The following is a 25182-nucleotide window of genomic DNA, read 5'->3' as shown; positions in this document are numbered from 1 at the left end:
CTTTGTCATCGTCGAGCGGGTAAATCACGCCCCCGAAATCCGTTACAGCACCTTGTCGAGCGCCTTGGCGAACCGGTCCACCGCCGCGCTCACGTCGTTGAGCTTGTCCAGACCGAACAAGCCAATGCGGAACGTCTTGAAGTCCTCCGGTTCGTCGCAGCGCAGCGGCACGCCTGCGGCGGTCTGCACGCCGACATCGGCAAACTTCTTGCCCGAGCGAATGCCATCGTCGTCGGTGTAGCTGACCACGACGCCGGGGGCTTCGAAGCCTTCCGCTGCCACGCTGCGAAAGCCTTTTTCCTTGAGCAGTGCGCGAATGCGCCGCCCGAGTTCGAGTTGTTCCTCGCGTACCTTCTCGAGGCCGTAGGCTTCGGTTTCCTGGATGACGTCGCGCAGCGTCGCCAGGCTGTCGGTCGGCATGGTGGCGTGATAGGCGAAGCCGCCCTTTTCATAGGCTTCCATGATTTGCAGCCACTGACGAAGGTCGCAGGCGAAGCTGGTGCTGGTGGTCGATTCGATACGCTCGCGAGCGAGCGCACTGAGCATGACCAATGCGCAGCATGGCGATGCACTCCAGCCCTTTTGCGGCGCACTGATCAGAATGTCGACGCCGCAAGCCTGCATGTCGACCCAAACCGTCCCGGAAGCGATGCAGTCGAGCACGAACAGCCCGCCCACGGCATGCACCGCATCGGCGACCGCGCGCAGATAGGCATCGGGCAGCATCATGCCGGAGGCGGTTTCCACGTGCGGCGCGAAGACCAGATCCGGCTTGTTTTGTTTGATCGCGGCGACCACCTCGTCGATCGGCGCAGGCGCAAAGGCGGCCTGCCGCCCCTGCTCGACAGGACGCGCCTTGAGCACGATGGATTCGGACGGAATGCTGCCCATGTCGAAAATCTGCGACCAACGGAAGCTGAACCACCCGTTGCGAATGACCAGGCATTTCCTGCCGGTCGCGAACTGACGCGCCACGGCCTCCATGCCGAACGTCCCGCTACCCGGCACCACGACGACCGATTTGGCGTTGTAGACCTTTTTCAGGCCCTCGGAGATATCGCGCATCACGCCCTGAAAGCGCTGCGACATGTGATTGATGGAGCGGTCCGTATAGACGACGGAATATTCGAGAAGCCCGTCGCGGTCGACGTCGGGGAGCAATCCTGGCATGTCTGCCTCCGATAATAGTGATGTGACGCGTTATGGGACAGATTCTAACGAAATCCCGTTACCCCCGCCCCACCACTTGCCCGCCACCTGCCCGACGCCTTCGACCGGGCGTCTCACGCCCTCCGATCCCGATTTCCGAGTTTCTTCATTTATTCATGATTCCGATCCATCGATCACTTCAGAATTCCCGTTTCGCAGCCGTTGAACAGTTGCTGTAAATCCTTATTACAACGAATGACCATAAATAACGAAGGGGAAATACATGTATCGACTGCGATTCATCGCTGCGCTGGCCCTCGCCTTATTGCTCAGCGCCTGCGGCACGCCGATGCGCGTGAGCATGACGCCGGAGCAGCGTAGCAAAATCACGGAACTCACGGCCCACGTGGTCGTGGTGCAGGACGAAGTCATCGCCGCCGTTCAGCCCTCCAATGCGGCCAGCATTGCGCTCGGGGGCGGCCTGATCGGCGCCATCATCGACAGCAAGGTCACGAACAGCCGGGTCAACGACTCGCAGCAGCTCCTCGGCCCGTTCTACGCTGCCATCGAAGATGTCGACTATCGTAAGGAATTCAACGAATCGATCGCGCAGGGGCTCTCTGGGTATGCGATCAAGGTCGGCAAGATTACAACGACGCCGCGCTCGTTGACCGGCCCCACGCTCGCACGCCTGCGCAACGAACTCCAGCCCGGCCAGGCCTTGCTGATCATCATTCCCCGTTACACCCTCACCATGGACTTCCGCAGTTTCGACTCGGAATCCGTCGTCTCGATCTGGGTGAAGTCCGACGGCTCGAACACGATCACCCCCGCCCAGCGCGGCGTGCTGCATTACCAATCGGCGCTGATCGGCCCGGGCGGCAAGGCATCGCTCGCCCTGTGGGGTGCGCAAAACGGCGCCAAATTCCGCGAAATCATGCGCGAGTCGATTGCCGAAACCGTTCGCATGGTGATGCTCGACATCGAGATCGCCGAGGACACGGCCACGAAGACCGGTCCGGTCAAGACGTTCTCGTACAACACTGGTGCGAGCGTCGATACCGTGCAGGGCACGGTGCTCAAGGCGGGGGACGCCCGCGCGATCGTGTTGGGTGCCGACAAGAAACTCTATTCGCTGCCCAATCCGGGCAGCTCCGCCACCGTGGCGCAGAAGTAATGCCGGGGACAACCATGAAAAAGCACACGACGATTGCCCTCACCCTCACCCTTGCCGTCGCAGCGGCCTTCAGCGCCGGCGCTTTCGCTGCGCCCGCACCCGACACCGGCGCGTCGGCCGCTCCGGCGGTCCCGCCCGGCTATGGCGAGAAAGTCGACATGAAGTACGACGCGCTCGCCACCGAAACGCCCCTTCGCGTCGTTCAGACCGGCACATGCCGCGTACATATCGTGCCGGCCGTGGACGCCCGCCAGAACAAGGAAACGATTGGCGCTTCGGGAAGCGGTGCGTTGCTCGTCGAGGACGTCAGCCCGTGGATGAGCGAAGGTCTCACGCATCTCAGGGACTACGGCTATGTCGTCTCGGAAATTGCCGACGGCGCCCCGGCGCCAGCCGAGGGAGTGACGATCCGGACCAGCGTGACCCGTGCCTTCACCTGGCAGATCGGCCTGAAGCTCTTCAGCATGGTGGCGCTCAAGGCGGAGTTCCTCGACCGTAACGGAGTACTGGAGACGAAGTACTACCGCGCGCACGGAGACAAGACCAACATGTGGGGTGCGAATGCCGAATACGTCACTACCCTGAACTACGGCCTGAACAACATGCTTGCGTTCATCGCCCGTGATCTCCAATCGCTGTGCAAGGGCGAAAAAGTCGAGGAGTACACCTACGCCGGCCCGGACGGCGTGCCGCAAACGAAGTGAGCGTGAGGGGCGGACATTGATCCGCCCATTTTGTGCGTCATGGACACCGACCGGCCACATCCGGTCGGCGTCGTTGACGCATCCACAACGGCTATCGCCCCAGATAACGCACCAGATCGCTGCGGCAAGCCGCGATGGCGTGCTCGCCCGCCTCCGATCCGGCGACCAGTCCCTGCATCAGGAAAAACGTCACATCGGTAATCCCGATGCAGCTCAGGGCGTGCCGCAAATACGGTGTGAGGAAGTCGGGCTGCCGTGCGCTCTCCCCCGTGTGAAAACCGCCCGAACCTACGATGACGACGGTCGGACGGTCCTTGAGCAATCCGACCTTGCCCGCCGGCGTGCTGGCAAACGATCGGCCGATGCGCACCACATAGTCGATCCATAGCTTGAGCGACGCCGGCACCGTGAAGTTGTGCATGGGCGTTGCGATCGCAAGAAACGATGTCGCCTCCAGTTCTTCGATCAGACGCTCCGAGAGCGCGAAATGCGTCGGATCCGGTTCCCGCGACGTAATCGCCGCCGCGTACTCGCGCGTGATCGCCGGTAACGGAAATGTCGCCAGATCGCGAACGATGGTCTCGGTGTCGCCGGAGATTCGGGCATGCTCGTCGAGGCACATCTGCGCCATCCCGAAAGCCCGGCTCGCTGCACCGTGCGGGCTTGCATTCAACAACAACCGCGTCACTGGCCCGCCTCCTCAGTCATGTCGAGCGCTTGCCGGAAATGCATCCCCTTGGCCAGCAAGCCATTGCGGAAGTAGAAGCGTTGCGCAAGCGCCATATGCAGGCCGGTGTCGAGTACGAACTGGGCGCATCCCGCGTCTCGCGCAATCCGCCTTACCTCACCGAGCAGGCACGAGCCCACGCCGCCGCGCTTGTTGTCGGCAGCCACCACAAGGTCGTCGACGTACACGAACGGGCCGTAAATCAGATTGGTCATGCGCCGATAGCCGGCCAGCCCCAGCAATCGCTCGCCATCGAAAGCGCCCAGCAGCCGGTATGCCTCGCCGCGCTGGCGCTGCACCTGTTCGGCAAACGTGTCCGCACTCGTGAGATGCGGGCGAAGTTCCTGCATGACGGGATACGCCGAACGCACTTCGTCCGGCGTATCCAGATGTTTGAAAGTCAGCAACGTGTTCATGGTCTCTCTCCGACGGTAGTCCATCGCCGACTCTAGTTGCGGCGCACCGGGCGGACCAGAGTCAAGAATTGACGGAACGTCAGGGACAAGATGCGCACGCCATTGTCTTCACGCCATGGGCCGGGCATCCCTCACTGCGCCACCCACCCCATGCCCTGTCCCTTGCCCGTGCGCTCGCGCAGCGCGGCCACGAGATAGTCGATGAACGACGCAATGCGCGCCGAGATCGCCGTGTTGCGGTAATACACCGCATTGATCGGCTGGCGCACGTCTTGGGTCTGACGCGGCAGCACCTGCACCAGACGTCCCGATTCGCAGTCGCGCACCGTCATGAACTCGGACAGACAGACAATGCCCGCGCCCTCCAGGGCGAGCTGCCGGAGCGTTTCGCCGCTCGACGACATCACGTCCGGCTCGATTCGGTGGGGCTCGCCGTCGGCGCCGAGAATCGGCCATACATTCAGCGAATCGGGCTGCGTGAAGCCCAGCAACGTGTGCTTGGCCAGATCCTCGACCCGGCGAGGCTGCCCGTGCTTTTGAAGATACGCCGGACTCGCGAACATTCGCACGCGGCTGTTGCCGATCAGGCGACTATGCAGGGTCGAGTCCTTCAGTCGGCCGATCCGGATCGCGACGTCGGTGCGCCGCTCCAGCAAGTCGATGATGCCCTCGTTGCTGTTGAGTTCGAGCTCGACCTCCGGATACCGCTCGCGATAGCCGGGTACCAGCGGCACGATCACATGCAACATGAACGGTGTCGCGGCATCGATACGCAGTCGGCCCGACGGTTTCTCGCGCCGCGTGAGCATCTGCTCCTCCGCGCTTTCCACCGAATCGATGATCGCCCGGGCGTTCTGCAAGAACGCCTTGCCCTCCTCGGTCAGTTCGAGTCGGCGGGTCGTGCGCCGCAGCAGCGTCGTCTTCAGCTTCTCTTCCAGACGCCCCAGCGTGCGGCTCGTCGCCGACACCGTCAGGTCCAGTTGCTGCGCTGCCGCCGTGATCGAACCGGTGTCCACCACGGCGGCAAAAGCTTGCAGTTCGTCGAGCGTGATCTTCATTGTTGATTTCAAATCAAAATAATTTCGTTTATAGGCGACTTTTTCCGCAAAAGTAAAGCGCGCACACTGCTCTTCATCCCGAACATCTCCGACTATTCCGAGACTTCCCCAATGAACCCGTCCGCTTCCCACAACACGACGACGTCGTCGCATACCACGCTCTCGCTGCTGGCGCTGGCCATCGGCGCCTTCAGCATCGGCACCACGGAGTTCTCGCCGATGGGCCTGTTGCCCGTCATCGCCGAGGGCGTCAATGTTTCGATCCCCACAGCAGGCATGCTGATCACGACCTACGCCCTTGGCGTGATGATCGGTGCGCCCATCATGACACTCATCATGTCGCGCTGGTCACGTCGCACGGCGCTCATCGCACTCATGAGCATCTTCACCCTCGGCAACCTGCTCTCGGCGGTCTCGGCCAACTACACCACCTTACTGCTCGCCCGCCTCGTGACGAGCCTCAACCACGGCGCCTTCTTCGGTCTGGGCTCCATCGTTGCGGCGAGCGTCGTGCCGCGTGACAAGCAAGCGAGCGCCGTCGCCACCATGTTCATGGGACTGACGATCGCCAACATCGGCGGCGTACCGGCAGCCACCTGGCTGGGTCAGGCCATCGGCTGGCGTATGTCGTTCGCCGCCACGGCCGGCCTTGGCGTCATCACCATGCTGACGCTGCGCTTTGCGCTTCCGAAGGGAGAAGCCGGCCGCATGCCGGACGTGCGCCGCGAACTGTCGGTACTGACGCGTCCCGTCGTGCTGATGGCGATGGCCACGACGGTGCTCGGCGCGGGCGCCATGTTCACGCTGTACACGTATATCGCACCGACGCTCGAAGCCATTACCGGCGCTTCGCCCAGCTTCGTGACTGTCATGCTCGTGCTCGTCGGTGTCGGCTTCTCGGTCGGCAACATCGCCGGCGGCAAGCTTGCCGATCGCTCCATCAACGCCAGCCTGATCGTCTTTCTGGTACTGCTCGTCGCAGTCATGCTCGCGTTCCCGGTGCTGGCCCGCACCCATCTGGGCACCGCACTGGCCGTCGTCGTGTGGGGCATCGCAACGTTTGCCCTGGTGCCGCCGCTGCAAATGCGCGTGATGCGCGCCGCTTCCGAAGCGCCGGGGCTTGCGTCGTCGGTCAACGTCGGTGCGTTCAACCTCGGCAACGCCGTGGGCGCCGCCGCCGGTGGTGCGGCGATCTCCGCCGGCTACGGCTACACGGCGGTGCCCGTCGTCGGTGCGCTGATCGCCGGTTCGGGCCTGCTGCTGGTGTTGCTCCAGATGGTCCTGCACCGCCCGTCGATGCAAACCGCCAGTCACTGATGCGGCGACGAATATTTGACTCAAATTCAAAAATGATTGACCTGTAGCGGCGTTTATTTCATGAGTCGAAGCCGCCAGAATGATCGTCACAGCAACACGTATTCCTTAATCCATTTCCATCAGGAGCTCACGATGAGCAACATTCCCGCATTCGGTCTTGGTACGTTCCGCCTGCAAGGCCAGGTCGTCATCGACGCGGTGCGCACCGGCCTCGAACTCGGCTACCGCGCCATCGACACCGCACAGATCTACGGCAACGAAGCCGAAGTCGGTCAGGCCATCGCCGAGTCCGGCGTGGCGCGCGAGGATCTGTTCCTCACCACAAAAATCTGGGTCGAGAACTACAGCAAGGACAAGCTCGCCGCAAGCCTCGAAGACAGCCTCCGGAAGCTACGCACCGACTACGTCGACCTCACGCTGATTCACTGGCCCGCGCCCGACAACGGTGTGCCGCTCGCCGAGTTCATGACGGCACTGGCCGACGCCCGCGCCAAGGGCCTCACGCGTCAGATCGGCATCTCGAACTTCAACATCGATCTGACGAAGCAGGCGATGGCGGCAGTCGGCAAGGACGCGATCGCAACCAACCAGATCGAACTAAGCCCATACCTGCAAAACCCCAAGCTCGTCGGCTTCCTTCAGGAGCAGGGCATCCACGTCACGTCGTACATGACGCTCGCGTACGGCAAGGTGCTGGGTGACGCGACGCTCGGTGCGATTGCGCAACGCCATCAGGCGACGCCCGCTCAGGTGGCGCTGGCGTGGGCCATGCAACGGGGCTTCTCCGTCATTCCGTCGTCGACCAAACGCGAGAACCTGGCAAGCAATCTGCTGGCGCAAACGCTGCAACTGACCGAGGAGGACATGGCGCAGATCGCCGCGCTCGATCGCAACGGGCGCGAAGTCAGCCCGGAAGGGCTCGCCGCCAGGTGGGACGACTGATAGGACGACTGATCGTCACCCCACTCACCGACCTACGTCGCGGCCTCCGGGCCGCGACGACAACCGCGAAAACATCATGTCTCAGGACCCTCTGTTTCAACCGTTGCAACTCGGCGCGCTAACGCTGCCGAATCGCATCGTGATGCCGCCGATGACCCGCTCGCGCGCCAGTCAACCGGGCGACGTACCCAATGCGCTGATGGCCGAGTACTATGCCCAGCGCGCCGGCGCCGGACTCATCGTCAGCGAAGGCACCTACATTGCACCGCTGGGCAAGGGCTATGCGTGGACGCCCGGCATCCACGCCCCAGCGCAGGTCGCCGGCTGGCGCACTGTCACCGACGCCGTGCATGCCGCGGGCGGGCACATCTTTGCGCAACTCTGGCACGTGGGCCGGCTGAGCCACACCAGCCTGCTGGGCGGCCGTCAACCCGTGTCGTCGTCACCGATTCAGGCCGACGGCGTGAAAGTTTTCATCGCCGGTGAAGACGGCACGACGCCGGGCTTCGTGCAGGCATCCATGCCGCGTGCGCTGAGCATCAGGGAAATCGGCGAGATCGTCGATCAGTATCGCGCCGCCGCGCGCAACGCCATGGAAGCCCGATTCGACGGCGTGGAGCTGCACGGCGCAAATGGCTACCTCGTGAACCAGTTCATCGATTCGAACGCGAACACGCGCACCGACGCTTACGGTGGCTCGCTGGCGAACCGCTTGCGCTTCCTGCGTGAAGTCACCGAGGCCCTGATCGAAGGCACGGGAAATGCATCGCGCGTCGGCATTCGTCTCGCACCGCTGACCACACTCAACGGCTGTGAGGACGCCGACCCGCAAACGACTTATCTTGCCGCCGCGAAGATGCTCGGCGAGCTCGGTGTCGGCTATCTCCACATCGCCGAAGCGGACTGGGACGATGCGCCCGTCATGCCGGTCGAGTTCAAGCTGAAGTTGCGCGCTGTCTACCCGGGGGTGCTGATCTATGCCGGCGGCTATACGGCCGAGCGCGCGCGAGCGGCCGTCTCCGAAGGCTGGGCCGATATGGTCGGCTTTGGCCGACCGTTCGTCGCCAACCCGGACTTGCCGGAGCGGATTCGGGTCGATGCGCCGCTGGCGCTGCATCATCGCGACACCCTTTTCGGTGGCGACGCGCAGGGTCTCACCGACTACCCGACGATGGCGAGGCAAGCCGCCTGACGTCGGCGCGAAAACGAAAATGCCCGTACGGTTGGGACCGCACGGGCATGCTTTACGACCACGGTGACTGTCAGATCAAGGCTCCGCGATCGTGAACCAGAAGTCGAACTTGTCGACTTTCCTGCGACCTTCGACCCGTTCAGGTGAATGGCTAGGAAGTCGAGGAACATATCCGTCGCCATGTTGCGGATGATGTCGGGCGAGGTCGCGTTCGGCGTCGCGACTTTGTGCACGCCTGCGCGCAACTCCTGCGCGCCGCCCGGATAGAAGTTACGTGCCGGCCCGGACTCGGATCGGTATCCCAGTTGCTCCCATGCCGCGGCTTCGAGATTGCGAGCGACCCCGTGAGGGTCGCCGCAACCAGCGCAATCGCAGCAACAAGCGACTGTCGTTTCATGGATTCCTCCGCACAAACATGAATAAACACTACGGCATCCGGCCTAAAAACTACGGAGGTCGTTCTCAACGCAACGCTGGGGTGATGAAGGCACAACATCGGCTCAACCACACCGCACCGAGAAACTGACTTTACGAATTTATTCAGAGGTGCTATCAATTGAAAAACGTTCGACATTCGAGATCTTCCGAAAGCAGCGACGCAAAAAATGGAATGACGAGTATTCGAATACCTGCGCCGATTATTTAAATAATTCTCATCAGAATATTTCCTACAGGAAAGATGACGGCGACCTGAACCCGGGGGATTTCAAGGAGGCGCGCACAAGCGCGCAGATGCCATGAACGTGAGTCGTGATTCGGTAGTCCACGTCGTCGACGACGACGCCTCGCTGCGTACGGCCCTCTCACGTCTGCTCACCGCATCGGGCTATCAGACGAAGGAATATGCGTCTGCGGGAGAATTTCTCGTCAGCGATCCGGATACGCGCCCCGGTTGCGTGCTGCTGGATCTCGAATTGGGAGGCCCGAGCGGCCTCGACTTGCAGCGTGCGCTGCGTCGGCAGGCTTCGCCGCTACCCGTCGTGTTCATGAGCGGATATGGCGACGTTGCACGGTCCGTCGAAGCGATGAAGGCCGGCGCCGTCGATTTTCTGATCAAGCCGTTCGGTCGCGACGCCGTGGTCGGCGCCATAGAGACCGCGATTGCCGTGGCTCAGGCAAAAGCGCCGCCCCAAGCTGCCGACGTCGAGACGGAATCGCCGCTCACCGGGCGCGAACGCACCGTATTGCAGGGTATCGCCAAAGGGCTGCGCAACAAGCAGATCGCGGCCGAACTCGGCCTGTGCGAGCGCACCGTCAAAACATGTCGTGCGGAGCTCATGCGCAAGTTGAACGCGTCGTCGCTGGCCGAGCTGCTGATCAATGCACAGCGGCACGCCCCGGAAACCACATTGCGAATGTCGTGAGCGAGATGCGGCGGGTTTTCCTCACGGCGCTTGTCGCGCTTCAATGTCTTGCATTGCCGGGTGCTGCCACCGCCCAGACGCGCAACGGCGACACTGCCGCGCAGGATATTCGATCCGTCGATACATCGAGCGCTGCGTCGTCGTATTGGAAAGAGATCTCGATTCTCCTGATCGTGGTCGGCGCGCAAACGATCACCCTGCTCGCCTTGTTCAAACAACGGCGCGAGCGCAAGCAAGCGCAACAGGAAGCGGCAACGCGACGCGCCGACCTCACGCGGGCAGCGCGCATCGCGACGGTGGGCGAACTTAGCGCGTCCATCGCCCACGAAGTCGGGCAGCCGCTGGGCGCCATCCTCAGCAACGTCGATGCCGCCGATCTGATGATGCAAAACGCCGCCGACCATGCGCCGGAGCTCAGAGACATTCTGACGGACATCCGCCGCGACGCCCTGCGGGCCAACGATGTCATCGTGCGTCTGCGTGCCTTGCTGCAAAAGCAGGCGATCACCTTCGTGCCCGTCGATTTCGATGCGGTGCTGGAGCGCGCCACATCGCTCGTGCGACCGGAAGCCCGGCGTCGGGGCATCGTGGTCGACGTCGCGCTCAACACGAACGGCGCACGGGTGCTCGCCGATCAGGTGCAGTTGCAGCAGGTCTTGCTCAATCTGGCGATCAACGCCATGGATGCGATGGAAAATGCGGAGCCGTCGGACCGCTTGCTGTCCATCGAGACGAAGATGTGGGAGCAAGGCGTCGAATTGATCGTGGGCGATCACGGCATCGGCATTCCCCAGAACAATGCCGAGCAATTGTTCGAAGCGTTCTACACGACGAAGGCACGCGGCACGGGACTAGGACTGTCCATCGTGCGTTCCATCGTCGAAGCGCATCGCGGCACTGTCATGGCGCGCAGAAGGCCGTCGAAGGGTACCGAGTTCATACTCTGGTTGCCTACGGCGTTTGCCGTCCCCGGCGACGAACGCTCCGTGCCCGGCGCGACGTAATTCGAAGCCGGTCAGGCCCCGCTCCGGGACTCGCTCGCCCCCCCCATCCGGACTACGATTCAGGAAGCCCTTCGTACCGCGGCGCGAGCCGAATTGCCCGCAAGGGCATCACGGGGTTGCCCGAAATCCCAATGGAAGCGCGTGCATGTTCCGCAGAAGAATGCGGTCATATGGAACCCGCCCGCCGTCCGCGCCCCTCGATGCCACTCATCGCGATCCTCGAAGATGACGACGGGTTTCGCCGTGCCATCGAACGGCTGTTGCGCGTTGCGGGGTATCGCACTTGTGCGTTCGCGAGCCCGGCCGACCCGGACCTCCTGACGAGTGTGGCAATGGCGCGCTGCCTGATTGCGGACGTTCAGCTCCCCGGGACGAGCGGCCCGGCGTTCTACGCGTCGCTGCCGTCGCCGCGTCCTCCGGCGATATTCGTCACGGCTTGCGACACGCCGGCCACACGCGCCACCGTGCGAGCCGCCGGCGCGAAGGAACTGCTTACCAAGCCGTTTCCCGGCAGCGATCTGCTGGCCGCTATCGAGCGAGCCACGCGCGGCGCATCGTAGCCGGTTGCGCCGCCGTGCCGGTCAGACCCGGAAGTCTGCCGCCATGTCCTCGTCGCTGCGCGCGACCAGCTTGCCCGAACGGCAGGCACGGATGAAGGCGTCATAGTCCTTCTCGTTCTGCGTCGCGTAGGCCAGCGCATAGTCGGTCATCGCGTCGGCCAGCCGCTTCCCGTCGCCCGCGTAAGACGAGATTTCGACCGCCAGACCGCCCGACTTCGCATGCGCGCGGGCGAGCGCCCAGCCGCAGATGCGCGCATAGCCCAGCAGGATCGTGTCGCTCATGCGCTCGACGTCGGCCGATATTTTCATGTCGCGCAACTGCCGGAAGTAGAAGTTGCGGCCGTTCGGACCGGTCGTCCAGCCAAGGAACGCATCGCTGGCCGCTTGCAGCAAGCGTTGGCCGGCCACCACTCGCAGCCCCTGATGCGTGACCTTGCCGGTCGGGAAATAGCGCGAGATGACCGATTCGCGCGCCTCCTTGACTTGCAGGAACAGCGGCTTGCCGTGCGCGTCGACGAACAACATGACGAGACAGAATGTCCCCACGCTGCCGACCCCAACCACCTTGAACGCAATGTCCTGAAGCTGGAACTGGTCGATGAGCGCACGCCTGTCGACCGACAACGTGCCTACGTATTCGTCGAAGGCCCGCGCCAGCTTGCCTTTCCATGCGTGCGTGTCCGACCACGCCTGGGCGTTGCCCAGCAGCGAATTCGGCCCTGAGGGGTGAAACAGCGCTGGCGGCGCGTCCTGAATGGTCCATTTGCCATCGACGAGTTTCGCCATCTTTTCCAGCATCGCCTCGTGCGAACGGCCAACGGCCTTTTCCGCCGCCTTGCGAATCAGACGCCGCCCCTCTCCCGTCACCGCGGTTTCCGCCATCCGGTCGAACGTCACGATCTCGTGCCAGAGATCGAGCGCGCTGTAGCCCGCGTACTCCGTCATCCGCTCGCAATATTCGCGCACCGCCGACGCCACGATGTCCTTGATCGTGCCCCGATCCACGCTCATATGCTCGCCCGCAATGGCAAAGCTCGCCGCAAGCCGTTTGAGGTCCCATTCCCACGGGCCGGGCGCGACTTCGTCGAAGTCGTTGAGATCGAAGACGAGTTGCCGCTCCGGTGTGGCGAAGCCGCCGAAGTTCATCAGATGAGCATCGCCGCAGATCGGGAAATGAAACCCCGTCGTGGCGGTTCTCGCCAGATCGTGCGCCTGGAGCACGGCGCTGCCGCGGTAGAACGTGAAGGGCGACACGGCCATCCGCCCGTATCGCAGCGGCACCAGTGCGTCTACCCGGCCCGCGCTGTTTTGACGAAGCAACGTGACGGGATCGCGGTCGACGTTGCCGATATCCGCCTGTGCCGAGCGCGCCACCCGCTCGCGCGCCATCTTGCCTGCGGCCTTGCGCTGTTCCAGAGTCAGATCGCCGGGCATGGGTCACCTCCATAGTTTGCGTGGATCGTTACGCGGTCGCGGCCGCTGCTTTTTGCGCAATATAGCGCTTCGTCAGATCAGCGCCTTGACGACCTTGCCCAGCACGGCCGACAACGGCAACTGCATGGCGGCGACATAGAGCATCGGCACGGCCGCCGGCACGACAATGGCGACGACGCAGAGTTTGCTCAGCGGCATGGAGCGCATGCGTCGAACTGCCTCGTAGATGGCGTGAATGTCCGCGACGGGACCCAGCTCCGGCGCATCGAGAATCTCGGGCTTACCGATCTCGCGGTGCAGGATCCAGCGCTGATGCACCAATCGGTCGTGATGGGCGACGAGGCTGCCGTATTCGAAGATGGCACGGCGCTTGAGCGCGCCGAGCGGCATCGCCAGCGGCAGCAAAGGAATGAGAAACAGGAGGGAGATCAACGCAGCGCTCGCCACCAGCAGCGTCTTCATCTGCAACGCGCTCACGCCGTGATACACCACCTCGTGCGCGAACGACGCCGCCACCACCGCCGACACCGCGAACGCCACCGGGCTGAAGACGAACGCCATGCGCTCGACGAAGCTCAGCCCGCCGACGCGATCCGGGTGCGACGGCACGAGCGCGAGCGGCATCTTGCCCAGTCTCCACAACAGGACGAACAGCAGACAGGCACGCCACAGCCATGCGAGCAACAACACCGTGAACAAGGGACGGATGACGAGGATGAACCACCATCCCCCGAACGTAATGCTGCCGATATCGTCGCCCGGACTGAGCCACGCCATCTCTTCGGCACGTTCGACCATCGCCCCGAACGTCGACCAGGCCATCGTCGCCGCGAACATGACGACCCACGGCAACGTGCGATCACGCAAGCGCGCCACGCTGGCGAGTCTGGCGCGAAAGTCGGGGAGCGTCTCGGGCGTGACGATGCCGCTATCGACGAAATATCGGAACAGCGGCGGTAACAGTTTCTGTGCGACGCCCTCGGCGACGACCATCAGCGGGATGGCGATGAGGCAGCGGGCGTGAATGCCGAAGTGCGCGACGAGCGTGTCGTCGGGATTGCCGTGATGAAAGGCGCGACCGGTGACGAACGCCCAGATCGCCAGCGGCAGCCAACTGATGGCTGCGAAGATCAGCGCACGACGTATGGCGCCCATTCCTGTGTCGGGAATAAGTCGCAGCCGTCGCTGAAGTTGGAAGCCGGGATCCCCTTGTACCAGGGACAGATCGACGCGCTGGGCATCGTCCGAGGTGGACTCCCCCTTGACCATGAAAGTCTCCTTGCCGGGCTAGTGTGCATGCGATCTGGCTCACTAGTGTTGCGCAGGAACGTCAAGGGGGCCATCGGGGTTTCGGGCAATGCGTTGCCCGTCCGGGCATGCGAAAAGCGCGCTGCCCTCAGACCGCGCCGAAGGGGCCAAGTCAGACGCCGCTGCCTGTCTTTGCCCGCGCCGAGACAGGCGTGCGCTGGCCGCGCGTGGCGCGCCAGCAAAGCATCGACCCGGCGCAGACCATGCATGCGCCCCACCAGAATGGCGCGGTGAGCGGCGCGTGCAGCAGCATCGCGGCGAGGGCCGCAGACAGCACGGGGATGAAGTAGGAGGCGCCCACGAGAATCGTCACGTTGCCGTGCAGGATACCCACGTTCCACGCGGCATACCCGAAGCCCATGGCCGCAGCAGCCAGCACAAGATACGTGCCTGAGCGAAGGTCGAGCGACATGGCCCCCCCGCCGTCGGCAACGAACTTGATCCAGAGCGCCACAGCCACGAGCATGAAAAACGGCGTCACACCGTTCTTGCCATCGGCGATTCTCGCGGTCACGGTGCAGTAAGCGGCCCAGAGGATCGCGCCGACGAACGCCAGGCCATAGCTCAGCGGGTTATCGGCGATGTTCCCGAGCATGCCCGGCAGGTCCAACCCCTGATCGCCGCCGAGCACCCAGCAGATGCCAAGCATCGACAGCAGGAAACCCGGCGCCACCAGCCAGTTCGCGCGTTGCTTGTTAAAGACGATGGCGCTCACGAGCGTGAACGTCGGCCAGAGGTAATTGACCATGCCGACTTCGATCGCCTGACGCGAGGAATTCGCATAGCCGATGGACAGCGACAGACACAGCTCGTAGGAAACGAAAAGCAGACCGCCCCACAGCAGGTAACGGCGGGGAAATGTGCTCAATTTCGGAAACCCTACAGTGAGCACGAGGAATACCGAGGCCACCGAATAGATCGCCGCAGCGCCGCCCGTTGCCCCGAGACTGACACTCACGTCGCGAATCAACGCCACGATGGACGCCCAGAGCGCCACCGCGCTCAGACCAATGAGTGTCGCCTTGCTCCTGCTGTTCATGCGGGGTTCCTGCGCCGATGGCAATGAAAGTCGTGAGCGCAGGATTATACGAAACGCATGAAATGCGGTCCCCCGGCCGCGCGCCGGAGCGCAGGCGAAGTCCGAACTGTTCCGGCCGCCACAGCGAGCATCTGTATCTGTCAATGCGCCGATCACAAGCCTAGAATCGCGTCATCGCTCCCCCGGATTCAAGGACTTCTATGCTTCGTGTTCTCGGCAGGCCCTCGTCCATCAACGTGCGCAAGGTGTTGTGGCTTTGTCACGAACTCGGCATCCCGTTCGTGAACGAACCCTGGGGCGACGGCCACGCGTCGCGCCAGCTGGACGACCCGGCGTTCGCCACGCTCAACCCGAATCTGATGGTGCCGGTGCTCGAAGACAACGGCTTCGTGCTGTGGGAGTCGAACAGCATTCTGCGCTACCTCGCCGGCTCGCGTGAGCGCGCCGACCTCTACCCCGTCGCGCCGCGCGAGCGTGCCCGCGTCGATCAATGGATCGACTGGCAGTCCTCCGACCTGAACCCGGCATGGAAGTATGCGTTCCTCTCGCTGGTCCGGCGCGCCCCCGGCTACGAAGACCCGCAAGCGCTCGCCACCAACACCGCGCGCTGGAACGACTTCATGCGCGTGCTAGAACAGCAGTTGCAAGGCACGCAGGCGTTCGTGAGCGGGGAGACGTTCACATTGGCGGACATTCCGGTCGGTCTGTCGGTGCACCGCTGGTTCACCGTACCGATCGAGCGCCCGCAGCTCGAAGCCGTGTCGGCCTACTACGATCGCCTGTCCGAGCGCGAAGGCTTCCGCCTTTACGGACGCAACGGCACACCCTGACGGGCTGCGCGGATGGCCCGGCTTCGACCGGGCATGCCAACGCCCCGACGCCCCGACTACCTTGCAGTCGGCGCCGCGTCCGCCATCGTCTCGCGCATGACCTCGGCCAGAGCCATGACTCCCGCCTCGATATGTTCGAGCCGTATCGACGAAAACCCCAGACGGAACATGTTGCGCGGCGGTGCGTCGCCCATGAAGAACACGTCGCCCGGTTCGATCAGAATCCCACGCGACTTCGCGCGCGCAGCCAGCACATTGGCATTGAGCTGCGGCGGGCCCTGCACCCAGCACGACGCCCCACCCTTGACACGCACGAACGAGACTTCCGGCAGATGGGTGCGCAGCGCCTCGCTCAGCACCTCCGCGCGGTTGGCATAGGTGTCGGCCAGACGCCGCAACAATGCGTCGTGATGCCCCAGCGCCAGAAACATGGAGAACGAGCGCTGAATGAACGCCGACGGATGCCGGATCATCAACCGGCGCAGGGCACGCAGTTCATTGACCAGCGCCGCCGGCGCCACGATGTAACCCAACCGTAATCCCGGCGCGAAAGACTTCGACAGGCTGCCGATATAGATGACCCGGTCGCTGCGATCGAGACTCTTGAGCGCTGGGATCGGAATGTCCGAATAGCTGTTCTCGCTTTCGTAGTCGTCTTCGATGAGCACGAAGTCGTCGGCCTCCGCGCGCCGCAGCAGCGCTTCGCGGTGGGCAAGCGGCATGGTGGTCGTGGTCGGGCATTGATGGGACGGCGTGACGTACACGTAATCGCATTGCGACAGACGATCGTCCACCGGCAATCCATGTTCGTCGACAGGCAAGCCGATCAGCTTCGGGGTGCGAATCGCGAAGATATTGCGGGCGTCCGGATACCCGGGATCTTCCACGCCCACGGTCGTGCGCGCGCCGACGAGCAGGTCCGCGAGCAAATACAGCGCCTGCTGCGCGCCGTTGGTGAGCACGATTTCGTCCGCATCGGCCCACACGCCGCGCCGCGGCAACACGCGCGTGCGAATTTGCTGGATCAGCGTTTCGTCGTCGCGCGCGATCATGTCCGGCGCCCAGTCGCGAATTTCCATGACGGTCAGCGCCTTCTGGCAGCATTCGCGCCAGTCTGCCGTCGGGAACATCGTCGGATCGAACTGCCCGTAGATGAACGGGTACTGGTACTGCTGCCAGTCGATCGGCTTGACGATGTTTCGCTGCGCCGACGGACGCACGACATAACGGCCTTCCCAGTCCGGAGTGGACGGATCCAGCGGCGCAATGGCGCCAGCCGCCTCCGGCTCCGCGCTGGCCGCCGCCTTCGGCACGCCCTGCGACCCGACTCGCGGCGCAAGAATATCGCCGTTCACGAAGTACCCGCGCCGCTCGCGCGCGATCAGATAGCCTTCGTCGACCAATTGCTGGTAAGCCAGCACGACCGTATTGCGCGCCACGCCCAGCCCTTCGGCCAGTTCGCGCGAGGACGGCACCGCCGCACCGCGCATCAGGCGCTCGTCGAGAATCGCCGACACCAGCATCTGGCGAATCTGGCTTTGCAGACTCATGCCCGCGCGCGCCGATACGGAAAACAACTGGTTCCACATCGCCGCAGAAATCCGGCTCGACATCGCGTCCCCTTTTTCTATGTCACTTCCAGAACGTCAATTATTACTCATGAGACGGTGACGTTAATTCCGAATTGGGGTTTATCCGAAGACGGTCGAAAACGGGGCGGATTCGAGTATCCATGCGCCTTGCGAGGCGATTCCGACGTCACTGGACCAGTTGGCATCATCAAATGCGGCCAACTGGCTCTAACGAACAAAATAGTGCGCGGCAATGATGCAGTCACTTGGCGCCGGTTTGTCACACCGCACGCGTCAACCCGAGTGTTCCACCGAAAACTTTCCGATTAGAGGTGAACCATGACTGGACTTCCGAACCGGCTGCGACGGGCGTTCGCTGCCACGGCGCTGGCGGCAGCCGCACTCCCCGCGACGACGCAGGCGCAGCAAAAGGAGGTGACGATCGCTTACCAGCAGATCGTCGACCCGTGGCTGGTCGCCATCGCCGGCGGCGAGTTCGAGAAGGCGACCGGCTACAAGATCCACTGGCGTCAGTTCGAATCCGGGGCGAAGGTCGCGACCGCTCTGGCCTCCGGCGACATCAAGATCGGCGTGCTCGGCTCCAGCCCGATGGCCGCTGCGGTCTCGCAGGGGCTCGATCTGCAACTGTTCTGGATCCTTGACGACATCAACAAGGCCGAAGCGCTGGTCGTTCGCAATGCGTCGAACATCAAGACGCCGGCCGATCTCAAGGGCAAGAAGATCGGCGTGCCGTTCGTCTCGACCACGCACTACCACACGATGTTCGCGCTGCAACAGTGGGGCATCAAACCCACGGAAGTCCAGGTGCTCAACATGCAGCCGAACCAGATCGTGGCCGCATGGGAGCGCGGCGACATCGATGCCGCGTACGTGTGGGACCCGGCGCTTGCGCAGATCAAGCAAAGCGGGCACGTGCTGATCACGTCCGGCGAATTGTCCAAACAAGGCAAGCCGACGTTCGATGGCATTGCGGTCGACCGTCAATGGGGGGAAGCGAACGCCGATTTCATGGCGAAGTTCGTCAAGGCGATCGCCGATGCCGACGCCGCGTACCGAAGCAATCAGGCTGCCTGGACCGCCACTTCGCCTCAGGTCAAGGCCATCGTGAAAATGATCGGCGGCAAGCCGGAAGACGTGCCCGGCGCGCTGTCGCTCTACGCCTATCCGTCGGCACAGCAGCAAGCGTCCGCCGACTGGCTGGGCGGCGGCAAGGACAGCCGCGCCGCGAAGGCCCTCAAGGACACTGCCGATTTTCTGAAAAGCCAGCAGAAAATCAACGCCGTCAAGGCGGACTACACCCCGTATGTCACGTCGCGTTACGTCGACGCCGCACTCAAGTTGAAGTAAGCCGTACCGGGGCCGACGCGCCGCCGATATCGCGGCGCGCCTTCCCCTCCTCGATCGCTGCATCGTCTGGAGAAGGGCTTCATGGAACAACTCATCGTCAACGACGTCAGCGTCGTGTATCCGGGCCGGCGCCCCGGCGAGCAGGTGCAAGCGCTCGCCCACGTCGATCTGAGCATCGCCCCCGGCGATTTCGTCGTGGCGCTCGGCGCCTCGGGGTGCGGCAAGACCACACTGCTGAGTCTGATGGCCGGATTCATTGCGCCGACCTCCGGCGAGTTGCTGCTCGGCGACGCGCCCATCGAAGGCCCCGGCGCCGATCGCGGCGTTGTGTTCCAGAAGCACGCCCTGTTGCCGTGGCTGAGCGTGATGGAAAACACCGAATTCGGCCTGAAGCTGCAAGGCATCCCCAAGACCGAGCGACGCGCGCGTGCAGCGCGCAACCTTGCACTCGTCGGCTTGCAGGACTTTCACCATCACATGATTTACCAGCTCTCGGGCGGCATGCAACAACGTGTCGGGATTGCCCGCGCGCTCACCTGCAATCCGTCGATGCTGCTGATGGACGAGCCGATGGCCGCGCTCGACGCCCTCACCCGCGAGACCATTCAGGAACTGCTGCTCGACGTATGGCGCGAGACACAGAAGATGATCTTCTTCATCACGCACAGCGTGGAGGAGGCCTTGTTCCTCGCGAGCCGCCTGATCGTCATGTCGCCGCGCCCGGGCCGCATCACGCACACCTACGAACTCGACTTCAACAAGCGCTATCTCGAATGCCGCGATGCACGCGCCATCAAGTCGAGCCCCGACTTCATCGCCATGCGCGAAACCGTGCTCAGCATCATCTACGGTGACGAGCGCGCCGGGCAGACGACGTCTGCCAGCGCGGTCGCCGCCTGATCGCGGGAGACGAGCCATCATGATGACCAAACCCGTCGCCAATCCTCACGCCACAGCCACCGCCGTGGGCGGTGCACAGCGTCCCGCCGGCACGCCCAATGCACTGCGCACTGCGCGTCGTCGCGGTTTGCTCGCACGCATGTTTGCCCCGCGTCCGGTCAAGGCGGGCGAATCGTTCGGCGCCCCCGGGCAGGGGCCCAGCCTCGCGATCAGCGTCGTGACCGTCGTCGCCCTGCTGTTGCTGTGGGTGGCGATCACCTCGTCGGGCATGATCAAGCCGCTGTTCCTGCCGGGACCGCGCGCCATCGTCGAGAAGTTCATTCAGGTCTCGACCGAAGGCTTCGCCGGCTCCACGCTGTGGCAACACACCCTCGCCAGCCTGTATCGCGTATTCGGCGCGTTCGCGCTAGCGTGCGTCACGGCGATTCCCGTGGGCATTCTGATGGGGGTGTCGCGCATCGGGCGCGGCGTTTTCGACCCGCCTATCGAGTTCTATCGCCCGTTGCCGCCGCTGGCCTACTTGCCGCTCGTCATCATCTGGTTCGGTATCGGCGAGTTCTCGAAAGTCTTCCTCATCTATCTGGCGATCTTCGCACCGCTGGCCATTGCGGCCCGGGCAGGGGTGCGCTCGGTGTCGATGGAACAGATTCACGCGGCCTATTCGATGGGCGCGTCACCGCGCCAGATCGTCATGCACGTGATCGTCAAATCGGCGCTGCCGGAGATCTTCACCGGCATGCGCATCGGTATCGGTGTGGGCTGGACCACGCTGGTGGCCGCCGAAATGGTGGCGGCATCGAGCGGTCTCGGGTTCATGGTGCTCAACGCGGCGGAGTTCCTCGCGTCGGACATCGTGATCATGGGGATCATCGTGATCGGCTTTTTCGCCTTCGGCTTCGATCTCATCATGCGCTATCTGGAGCGCGTGCTGGTCCCGTGGAAAGGCAAGATCTGATCGTGAAAAAGCGGTTGCGTTGGTCATAGTCGGTCATCAGAAGAAGACGCAGGGCGGCGCCCCCTCATCTCACGTCGCCGCCCCTGACGTCCAAACCATGTATTCAGGAGGTTGTGTGGCAGTTGAGACATTCATCGGCAGTTCCCCCTCGTTGCAGCCCTCGCAGTCATCCCCCGCACCGAATGCCCGCTCACAGGAGGTCGCCATGGCCAACCGTGAACACGGAACGCATCTGCAATCGAGCCTGAAACAACGTCACATGAGCATGATCGCGCTCGGCGGCGTGATCGGCGCCGGACTGTTCGTCGGCAGCGGCGTCGTGGTGCATGCTGCCGGCCCGGCGGCCGTGCTGTCGTTTCTGATCACCGGCGCACTGGTCGTGCTGGTCATGCGCATGCTCGGCGAGATGGCGTGTGCGCTGCCCGCGGTCGGCTCGTTTTACGAATACGCGCGACTCGCGTGGAACGACAAACCGGTCGGCGGCGAGCTGGCCGGTTTTCTGACCGGCTGGATGTATTGGTACTTCTGGGTGATCGTGGTCGCCGTCGAAGCCGTCGCCGGCGCCAACCTGATCCAGTTCTGGCTACCGGACATTCCGGCATGGGCCATCAGTCTGGCGTTGCTCGTGGTGCTCACGCTCACGAATCTGGTCTCCGTGGCGTCGTACGGCGAATTCGAGTTCTGGTTCGCGTCGATCAAAGTGGCGGCCATCGTCGTCTTCCTGTTCCTCGGTGCACTCTTCGTCTTCGGCATGTGGCCGGGGGCCGTGGCAAGCACAGGACACCTGCTCTCGCACGGCGGCTTCATGCCGAACGGCATCGGCCCGGTGATGGCCGGCGCAGTCGCGGCGACCGGGTTCTACTTCGGTGCGGAAATCGTCACGATTGCCGCCGCCGAAGCGGCCGAGCCGCAGCAAGCCGTGGCCAGGGCGACGAACTCGGTCATTGGCCGCGTGCTCTTCTTCTATATCGGCTCGATCCTGCTGGTGGTCATGCTGGTGCCCTGGAATTCGGCCGGGATGGCGACGCCGTACGTCAGCGCGCTCGAAGCGATGCGCATTCCGGCAGCGGCGCACATCATGAACGCCGTGGTGCTCACCGCGGTGCTCTCAGCGCTGAACTCCGGACTGTACGCGTCCTCACGCATGCTCTTCGCACTCACGCGCCGGGGCGATGCGCCTCGCTCGCTCGCGAAACTCAACGCGAGGGGTGTGCCGGTACGCGCAATTCTGGTCGGCACCCTGTTCGGCTACGTGGCGGTGGTGATGTCGTATGTCTCCCCCGACACGGTCTTCGCGTTCCTCGTGAATTCGTATGGCACCGTGGCGATCTTCGTGTACGTGCTCATCGCCTTCTCGCAGCTCAAGCTGCGCAAGCGCCTGGCGCGTGAATCCCCGGGCAAGCTGAAAGTGCGCATGTGGGGATTCCCGTATCTGACATGGGTCGCCATCGTCGGCATGCTGTCGATCGTCGGTGCGATGGCCTTCATTCCCGATCAGCGCACGCCGTTGGCGCTCGGCATCGTGAGCCTCACCGTGCTACTGCTCGCCTTTACCGTGCGTTCGATCTGGCGCAAGCTTCGCTCACCGGATCCCGAGTTCGACATCTGAGGGTGGCGGCGGACGGCGGACGGGGACAAGCGTCCGGCGTCCGCCGCAGACCGCTTTCGCGCTTGCGGCAATCACAGCGTTTTCGCGTTGAGAGACGCCGATCCGGCATTGCCACTGCCACTATCGCGATGCGATTCCAGGGGAACGGCAGCGTAGCGGCTCCGAAATCGGATGGCCGTCAATTCATCCGCCGGGCGCCATGTTCGCCTCGTCGCATTGGCCCGATTCTTCACTGCCTGCTTGTCGAACTTCTCGGCCTCTGCCTTCACTCGGCCATACGTCTTCAGATCGTCGACGTTAGCGAATGCCGCCGCGCTCTTCCAGAGCAATTCGGAGATCGATGTCGCGTCGGTCAGGCTCTGAGGCGCCGTTCTGGCCAGCGCGTGCCACACATGACCGAGCGTTTCCATCACGCGGGGCTGCCCTCTGACGTCAGCCACAGGACGGGCGTCGATGCATCGCTGCGTCAACGCGCACCAGGTTCGCCAACTTTGAAGGTCCGGGCTTCGCGCCGCTTCGCCGACTTCGCTATCGATTTCGCTTCCGATTTCGCTTCCGGTCTCGCTGACGAACTTTTCCGCCACCGATATCCTCCCGCCTTGCCGGGCACGCCCTCCGTCCTCCTCGTTGCACTGCAGGAACCAGCGCCTCGTCTGTGCCGGTGTCAGCGCCCCCTGTCCGTCTCCGAAGCACGATGCCCCCAACGCCATGCGCAGGTCGATGCCCGGAAAGGTCAGAACGATCTGGAGATGCGTGCCCAACGTCGCCCCGTCCAGCATGGCGGCACGCTGCCCCGATGGCATCGCGTTAAGTAGCAGCAAGGCCGAATGGTCGGCAAGCTCGAGCTTGCCGACGCGTTGCAGATAATCACGCCCACCCCCGATGGACGCCACATGGCAAAGCGCTGCGGCGTACAGACGATCCGCCTTACGATTGCCCGCCAGGTGACTCGACACCACATCCAGTGGCCCCATCGATCGAAAGCGCTTCAGGAAATCGGCAAACACCCGGTCGGGCAGGTCGAATCCGCCGAGACACTGCTGGTTGAATTCATTGAGTATCGCCAATCGGCGCGCGCTCGGATTCGTGCTCGGAAACGGCGACGTGTGAAAGTTCGCGTGGGTGGCGCAGAAGATCGGCGGCATTGTCTGGTTCGGTTGCAGGTTGTGTGATCGAGACGGGCGACGGGTGATGTCGCGCCGACATCGTGTTGAAATTGTGTTCGGCGTTTTCAGTACCGCCCGCCGGACCCGACGCACCCGCCCCGCCCAATGCGCCCGATGCGCCCAATGCCGCGAATGCATCGAAAGCTTCGAATCCGCCGATCATGTCCCATGTGAATTGCCCATCGGATCGGCCAGCCAGATCGAGTTCCTCCCGGATTGCCTCCAGTTCAGCGCCGACCTGCTCCACGCGGGCGCGCAGGTTCGCCGTCAATGTCATGGCATCGCTCTGCCGGAGTGTCTCCACGAGTTGCGTGACCTCACGCTCCGCCGCAGCGTTATCGTCTCTTCTGCATGCTTCGACGGCGAGTTCGTAGCACTTCATGGCCTCGGCCCGGCGCTCGGTCCATAGCGCCTTGACACCGTGAACCAGCTTGATGCTTGCCGAGCGGTAACAGTTGCTCTCCAGGTCGTACTCGCCATTCGCTTTGTGATGGCTGGCGAGATCGAGGTACGCCTGCCCGCAACCGCGTCAATCGCTCGCGGCGCAATACGCATCGACGCAGTATTTCATTGCCTCGTGCACGGAAAACGGCTCGGGGTCCCGATACAGATCCCCGGACATTCGACGGACCAACCCTCTCAACGCGTCGCCTAGCGCCGAGTGAATGACCGGGCTGGCATGCAGACTGCCCACGGTCTTGTCGTCGATGCATTTCCTGATGAGCGCGTACCACGCCTTCCATACCGCCATGTCGGAAATCGGCGCCCCGGCGTTTCGCATCTCGGCCGCAAACTTTTCCAGCAACGTCGTGCCGTCCGCCTGCATCTCGATAAGCAGCAGCTTGGCGTCGCTGACCGACAACGCATTGGCGCCATTGCCGAAACAGGACGCCCCGGGGGAGACCCGCAGGTCAAGTGTCGGCAAGGTCATGACGATCATGCATCGATCCCCGATCTCGGCGTTGGCGAGCATGCTTCTCAGGGTGTCGGGTGGCATGGCGCTCAGGAACGACGCGGAATCGTCATCGGCAAGCGGTAGATCGCCGCGCGCATTCAGGTAGTCGCGCCCGAGCCCGGACGATGCAACATGGCAGAGCGCAGCACAGGACAACAATCGCTTCTTGTTGTCCCGACTCAGCGATTGCACCATGGCATCGAGCGGGCCCAGATACCAGAAGTTCTCCATGAACCGCCTGAACTGATGCGACGTGGGACGAAGTCCGTTCTCGAAAATCTCGTTGTACTGCGCCAGCACGGCGACACGCTCGTCGCTCAGGCGCATGCCCGGATAGCCGGTCACCGGGAAGTTCCTGACAGCGGCCTCGATCGAATTTTCCATGGACGGTGACTCGTCGGCAGATGCGATTCAGGCAGTCTGCGCCTCACATGGGA

25 protein-coding genes are annotated in these 25182 nt (G+C 63.3%); 13 read left to right on the top strand and 12 right to left on the bottom strand.

Annotation, left to right across the window (positions count from 1 at the left end):
* Positions 1-42: 42 nt before the first annotated feature.
* Positions 43-1170 (bottom strand): aminotransferase class V-fold PLP-dependent enzyme, encoded by a 1128-nt coding sequence (locus UC34_RS04115; protein WP_044454139.1) that lies wholly within the window; start codon positions 1168-1170, stop codon positions 43-45.
* Between the two features lie 262 nt (positions 1171-1432).
* On the opposite strand from UC34_RS04115, the gene UC34_RS04110 reads away from it, so the two are divergent.
* Positions 1433-2326 carry a hypothetical protein gene (locus UC34_RS04110; RefSeq protein WP_044454137.1) on the top strand — a complete coding sequence of 298 codons (894 nt, stop codon included), beginning with the start codon at positions 1433-1435 and terminating at the stop codon, positions 2324-2326.
* A 14-nt stretch (positions 2327-2340) separates the two neighbouring features.
* The gene (locus tag UC34_RS04105; protein ID WP_072617434.1) at positions 2341-3030 is read left to right on the top strand and encodes a hypothetical protein; all 690 of its coding nucleotides are present in this window, start codon (positions 2341-2343) and stop codon (positions 3028-3030) included.
* Between the two features lie 91 nt (positions 3031-3121).
* Here UC34_RS04105 and UC34_RS04100 read toward each other — a convergent pair whose 3' ends face one another.
* The 3 genes from UC34_RS04100 to UC34_RS04090 all read right to left on the bottom strand — a co-directional run bounded on the left by UC34_RS04100 (position 3122) and on the right by UC34_RS04090 (position 5231).
* Entirely contained in the window at positions 3122-3718 is a 597-nt protein-coding gene (locus UC34_RS04100) for an FMN-dependent NADH-azoreductase (protein WP_072617433.1), read from the bottom strand.
* Positions 3715-4173, bottom strand: coding sequence for a GNAT family N-acetyltransferase (locus UC34_RS04095; RefSeq protein ID WP_044454133.1), 459 nt, complete (start codon positions 4171-4173; stop codon positions 3715-3717). The genes UC34_RS04100 and UC34_RS04095 overlap by 4 nt, the downstream gene beginning before the upstream one ends.
* A 131-nt stretch (positions 4174-4304) precedes the next feature.
* Entirely contained in the window at positions 4305-5231 is a 927-nt protein-coding gene (locus tag UC34_RS04090; RefSeq protein WP_044454130.1) for a LysR family transcriptional regulator, read from the bottom strand.
* A 111-nt stretch (positions 5232-5342) separates the two neighbouring features.
* Between UC34_RS04090 and UC34_RS04085 the strand changes: the two genes are divergently transcribed.
* From UC34_RS04085 to UC34_RS04075, 3 genes are all read left to right on the top strand, one after another.
* On the top strand, positions 5343-6548 hold the full coding sequence (locus UC34_RS04085) for an MFS transporter (protein ID WP_044454129.1): 1206 nt from the start codon (positions 5343-5345) through the stop codon (positions 6546-6548).
* A 132-nt stretch (positions 6549-6680) separates the two neighbouring features.
* The gene (dkgB, locus tag UC34_RS04080) at positions 6681-7490 is read left to right on the top strand and encodes a 2,5-didehydrogluconate reductase DkgB (RefSeq protein ID WP_044454127.1); all 810 of its coding nucleotides are present in this window, start codon (positions 6681-6683) and stop codon (positions 7488-7490) included.
* Positions 7491-7566: 76 nt separating this feature from the next.
* Entirely contained in the window at positions 7567-8682 is a 1116-nt protein-coding gene (locus UC34_RS04075) for an alkene reductase (RefSeq protein WP_044454125.1), read from the top strand.
* Here the strand turns inward: UC34_RS04075 and UC34_RS25120 are convergent.
* Positions 8652-9095 (bottom strand): alkyl sulfatase C-terminal domain-containing protein, encoded by a 444-nt coding sequence (locus UC34_RS25120; protein WP_084070351.1) that lies wholly within the window; start codon positions 9093-9095, stop codon positions 8652-8654. The genes UC34_RS04075 and UC34_RS25120 overlap by 31 nt on opposite strands.
* 324 nt (positions 9096-9419) lie before the next feature.
* Here UC34_RS25120 and UC34_RS04065 point away from each other — a divergent pair, with 324 nt between their 5' ends.
* The 3 genes from UC34_RS04065 (at position 9420) to UC34_RS04055 (ending at position 11610) form a co-directional block, all read left to right on the top strand.
* Positions 9420-10046, top strand: coding sequence for a response regulator transcription factor (locus UC34_RS04065; RefSeq protein ID WP_044454123.1), 627 nt, complete (start codon positions 9420-9422; stop codon positions 10044-10046).
* Positions 10047-10051: 5 nt separating this feature from the next.
* Positions 10052-11050 carry a sensor histidine kinase gene (locus UC34_RS04060; RefSeq protein ID WP_052810891.1) on the top strand — a complete coding sequence of 333 codons (999 nt, stop codon included), beginning with the start codon at positions 10052-10054 and terminating at the stop codon, positions 11048-11050.
* 170 nt (positions 11051-11220) lie between these two features.
* Positions 11221-11610, top strand: a complete 390-nt coding sequence (locus UC34_RS04055) for a response regulator (RefSeq protein WP_063389871.1) — start codon at positions 11221-11223, stop codon at positions 11608-11610.
* A 21-nt stretch (positions 11611-11631) separates the two neighbouring features.
* On the opposite strand, the gene UC34_RS04050 is transcribed toward UC34_RS04055, so the two are convergent.
* The 3 genes from UC34_RS04050 to yddG form a co-directional block, all read right to left on the bottom strand.
* Positions 11632-13044 (bottom strand): DUF2252 domain-containing protein, encoded by a 1413-nt coding sequence (locus tag UC34_RS04050; RefSeq protein WP_044454122.1) that lies wholly within the window; start codon positions 13042-13044, stop codon positions 11632-11634.
* Between the two features lie 72 nt (positions 13045-13116).
* Positions 13117-14313, bottom strand: coding sequence for a hypothetical protein (locus UC34_RS04045; protein WP_044454120.1), 1197 nt, complete (start codon positions 14311-14313; stop codon positions 13117-13119).
* 151 nt (positions 14314-14464) lie between these two features.
* On the bottom strand, positions 14465-15391 hold the full coding sequence (yddG, locus tag UC34_RS04040) for an aromatic amino acid DMT transporter YddG (protein ID WP_044454118.1): 927 nt from the start codon (positions 15389-15391) through the stop codon (positions 14465-14467).
* A gap of 200 nt (positions 15392-15591) precedes the next feature.
* Here yddG and UC34_RS04035 point away from each other — a divergent pair, with 200 nt between their 5' ends.
* A complete protein-coding gene (locus UC34_RS04035; protein ID WP_044454115.1) occupies positions 15592-16221 on the top strand; it encodes a glutathione S-transferase family protein in 630 nt (209 codons plus the stop codon).
* A 56-nt stretch (positions 16222-16277) separates the two neighbouring features.
* Here the strand turns inward: UC34_RS04035 and pdxR are convergent, their stop codons facing one another.
* Positions 16278-17834 (bottom strand): MocR-like pyridoxine biosynthesis transcription factor PdxR, encoded by a 1557-nt coding sequence (gene pdxR, locus UC34_RS04030; protein WP_044454113.1) that lies wholly within the window; start codon positions 17832-17834, stop codon positions 16278-16280.
* A gap of 297 nt (positions 17835-18131) precedes the next feature.
* Here pdxR and tauA point away from each other — a divergent pair, with 297 nt between their 5' ends.
* The 4 genes from tauA (at position 18132) to UC34_RS04010 (ending at position 22624) form a co-directional block, all read left to right on the top strand.
* Positions 18132-19160, top strand: coding sequence for a taurine ABC transporter substrate-binding protein (gene tauA / locus UC34_RS04025; RefSeq protein ID WP_157123019.1), 1029 nt, complete (start codon positions 18132-18134; stop codon positions 19158-19160).
* 81 nt (positions 19161-19241) lie between these two features.
* Positions 19242-20060, top strand: coding sequence for a taurine ABC transporter ATP-binding protein (locus tag UC34_RS04020; RefSeq protein ID WP_044454111.1), 819 nt, complete (start codon positions 19242-19244; stop codon positions 20058-20060).
* A 139-nt stretch (positions 20061-20199) separates the two neighbouring features.
* Positions 20200-21015: an ABC transporter permease subunit gene (locus UC34_RS04015; RefSeq protein ID WP_157123308.1), complete on the top strand. Its 816-nt coding sequence runs from the start codon at positions 20200-20202 to the stop codon at positions 21013-21015.
* 205 nt (positions 21016-21220) lie between these two features.
* A complete protein-coding gene (locus UC34_RS04010; protein ID WP_044454109.1) occupies positions 21221-22624 on the top strand; it encodes an amino acid permease in 1404 nt (467 codons plus the stop codon).
* Positions 22625-22695: 71 nt separating this feature from the next.
* Here the strand turns inward: UC34_RS04010 and UC34_RS04005 are convergent, their stop codons facing one another.
* From UC34_RS04005 to UC34_RS03995, 3 genes are all read right to left on the bottom strand, one after another.
* Entirely contained in the window at positions 22696-23691 is a 996-nt protein-coding gene (locus tag UC34_RS04005; RefSeq protein WP_044454107.1) for a hypothetical protein, read from the bottom strand.
* Positions 23675-24061, bottom strand: coding sequence for a hypothetical protein (locus tag UC34_RS04000; RefSeq protein ID WP_157123017.1), 387 nt, complete (start codon positions 24059-24061; stop codon positions 23675-23677). The genes UC34_RS04005 and UC34_RS04000 overlap by 17 nt, the downstream gene beginning before the upstream one ends.
* A gap of 258 nt (positions 24062-24319) precedes the next feature.
* Positions 24320-25129 carry a hypothetical protein gene (locus UC34_RS03995; protein ID WP_052810890.1) on the bottom strand — a complete coding sequence of 270 codons (810 nt, stop codon included), beginning with the start codon at positions 25127-25129 and terminating at the stop codon, positions 24320-24322.
* Between the last annotated feature and the right edge of the window lie 53 nt (positions 25130-25182).

This window comes from Pandoraea vervacti (genome assembly GCF_000934605.2).
Lineage (GTDB): Bacteria > Pseudomonadota > Gammaproteobacteria > Burkholderiales > Burkholderiaceae > Pandoraea > Pandoraea vervacti.
The sequence above is the reverse complement of the archived record's forward strand: the minus strand, read 5'-3'. Positions and strand labels throughout refer to the sequence as shown.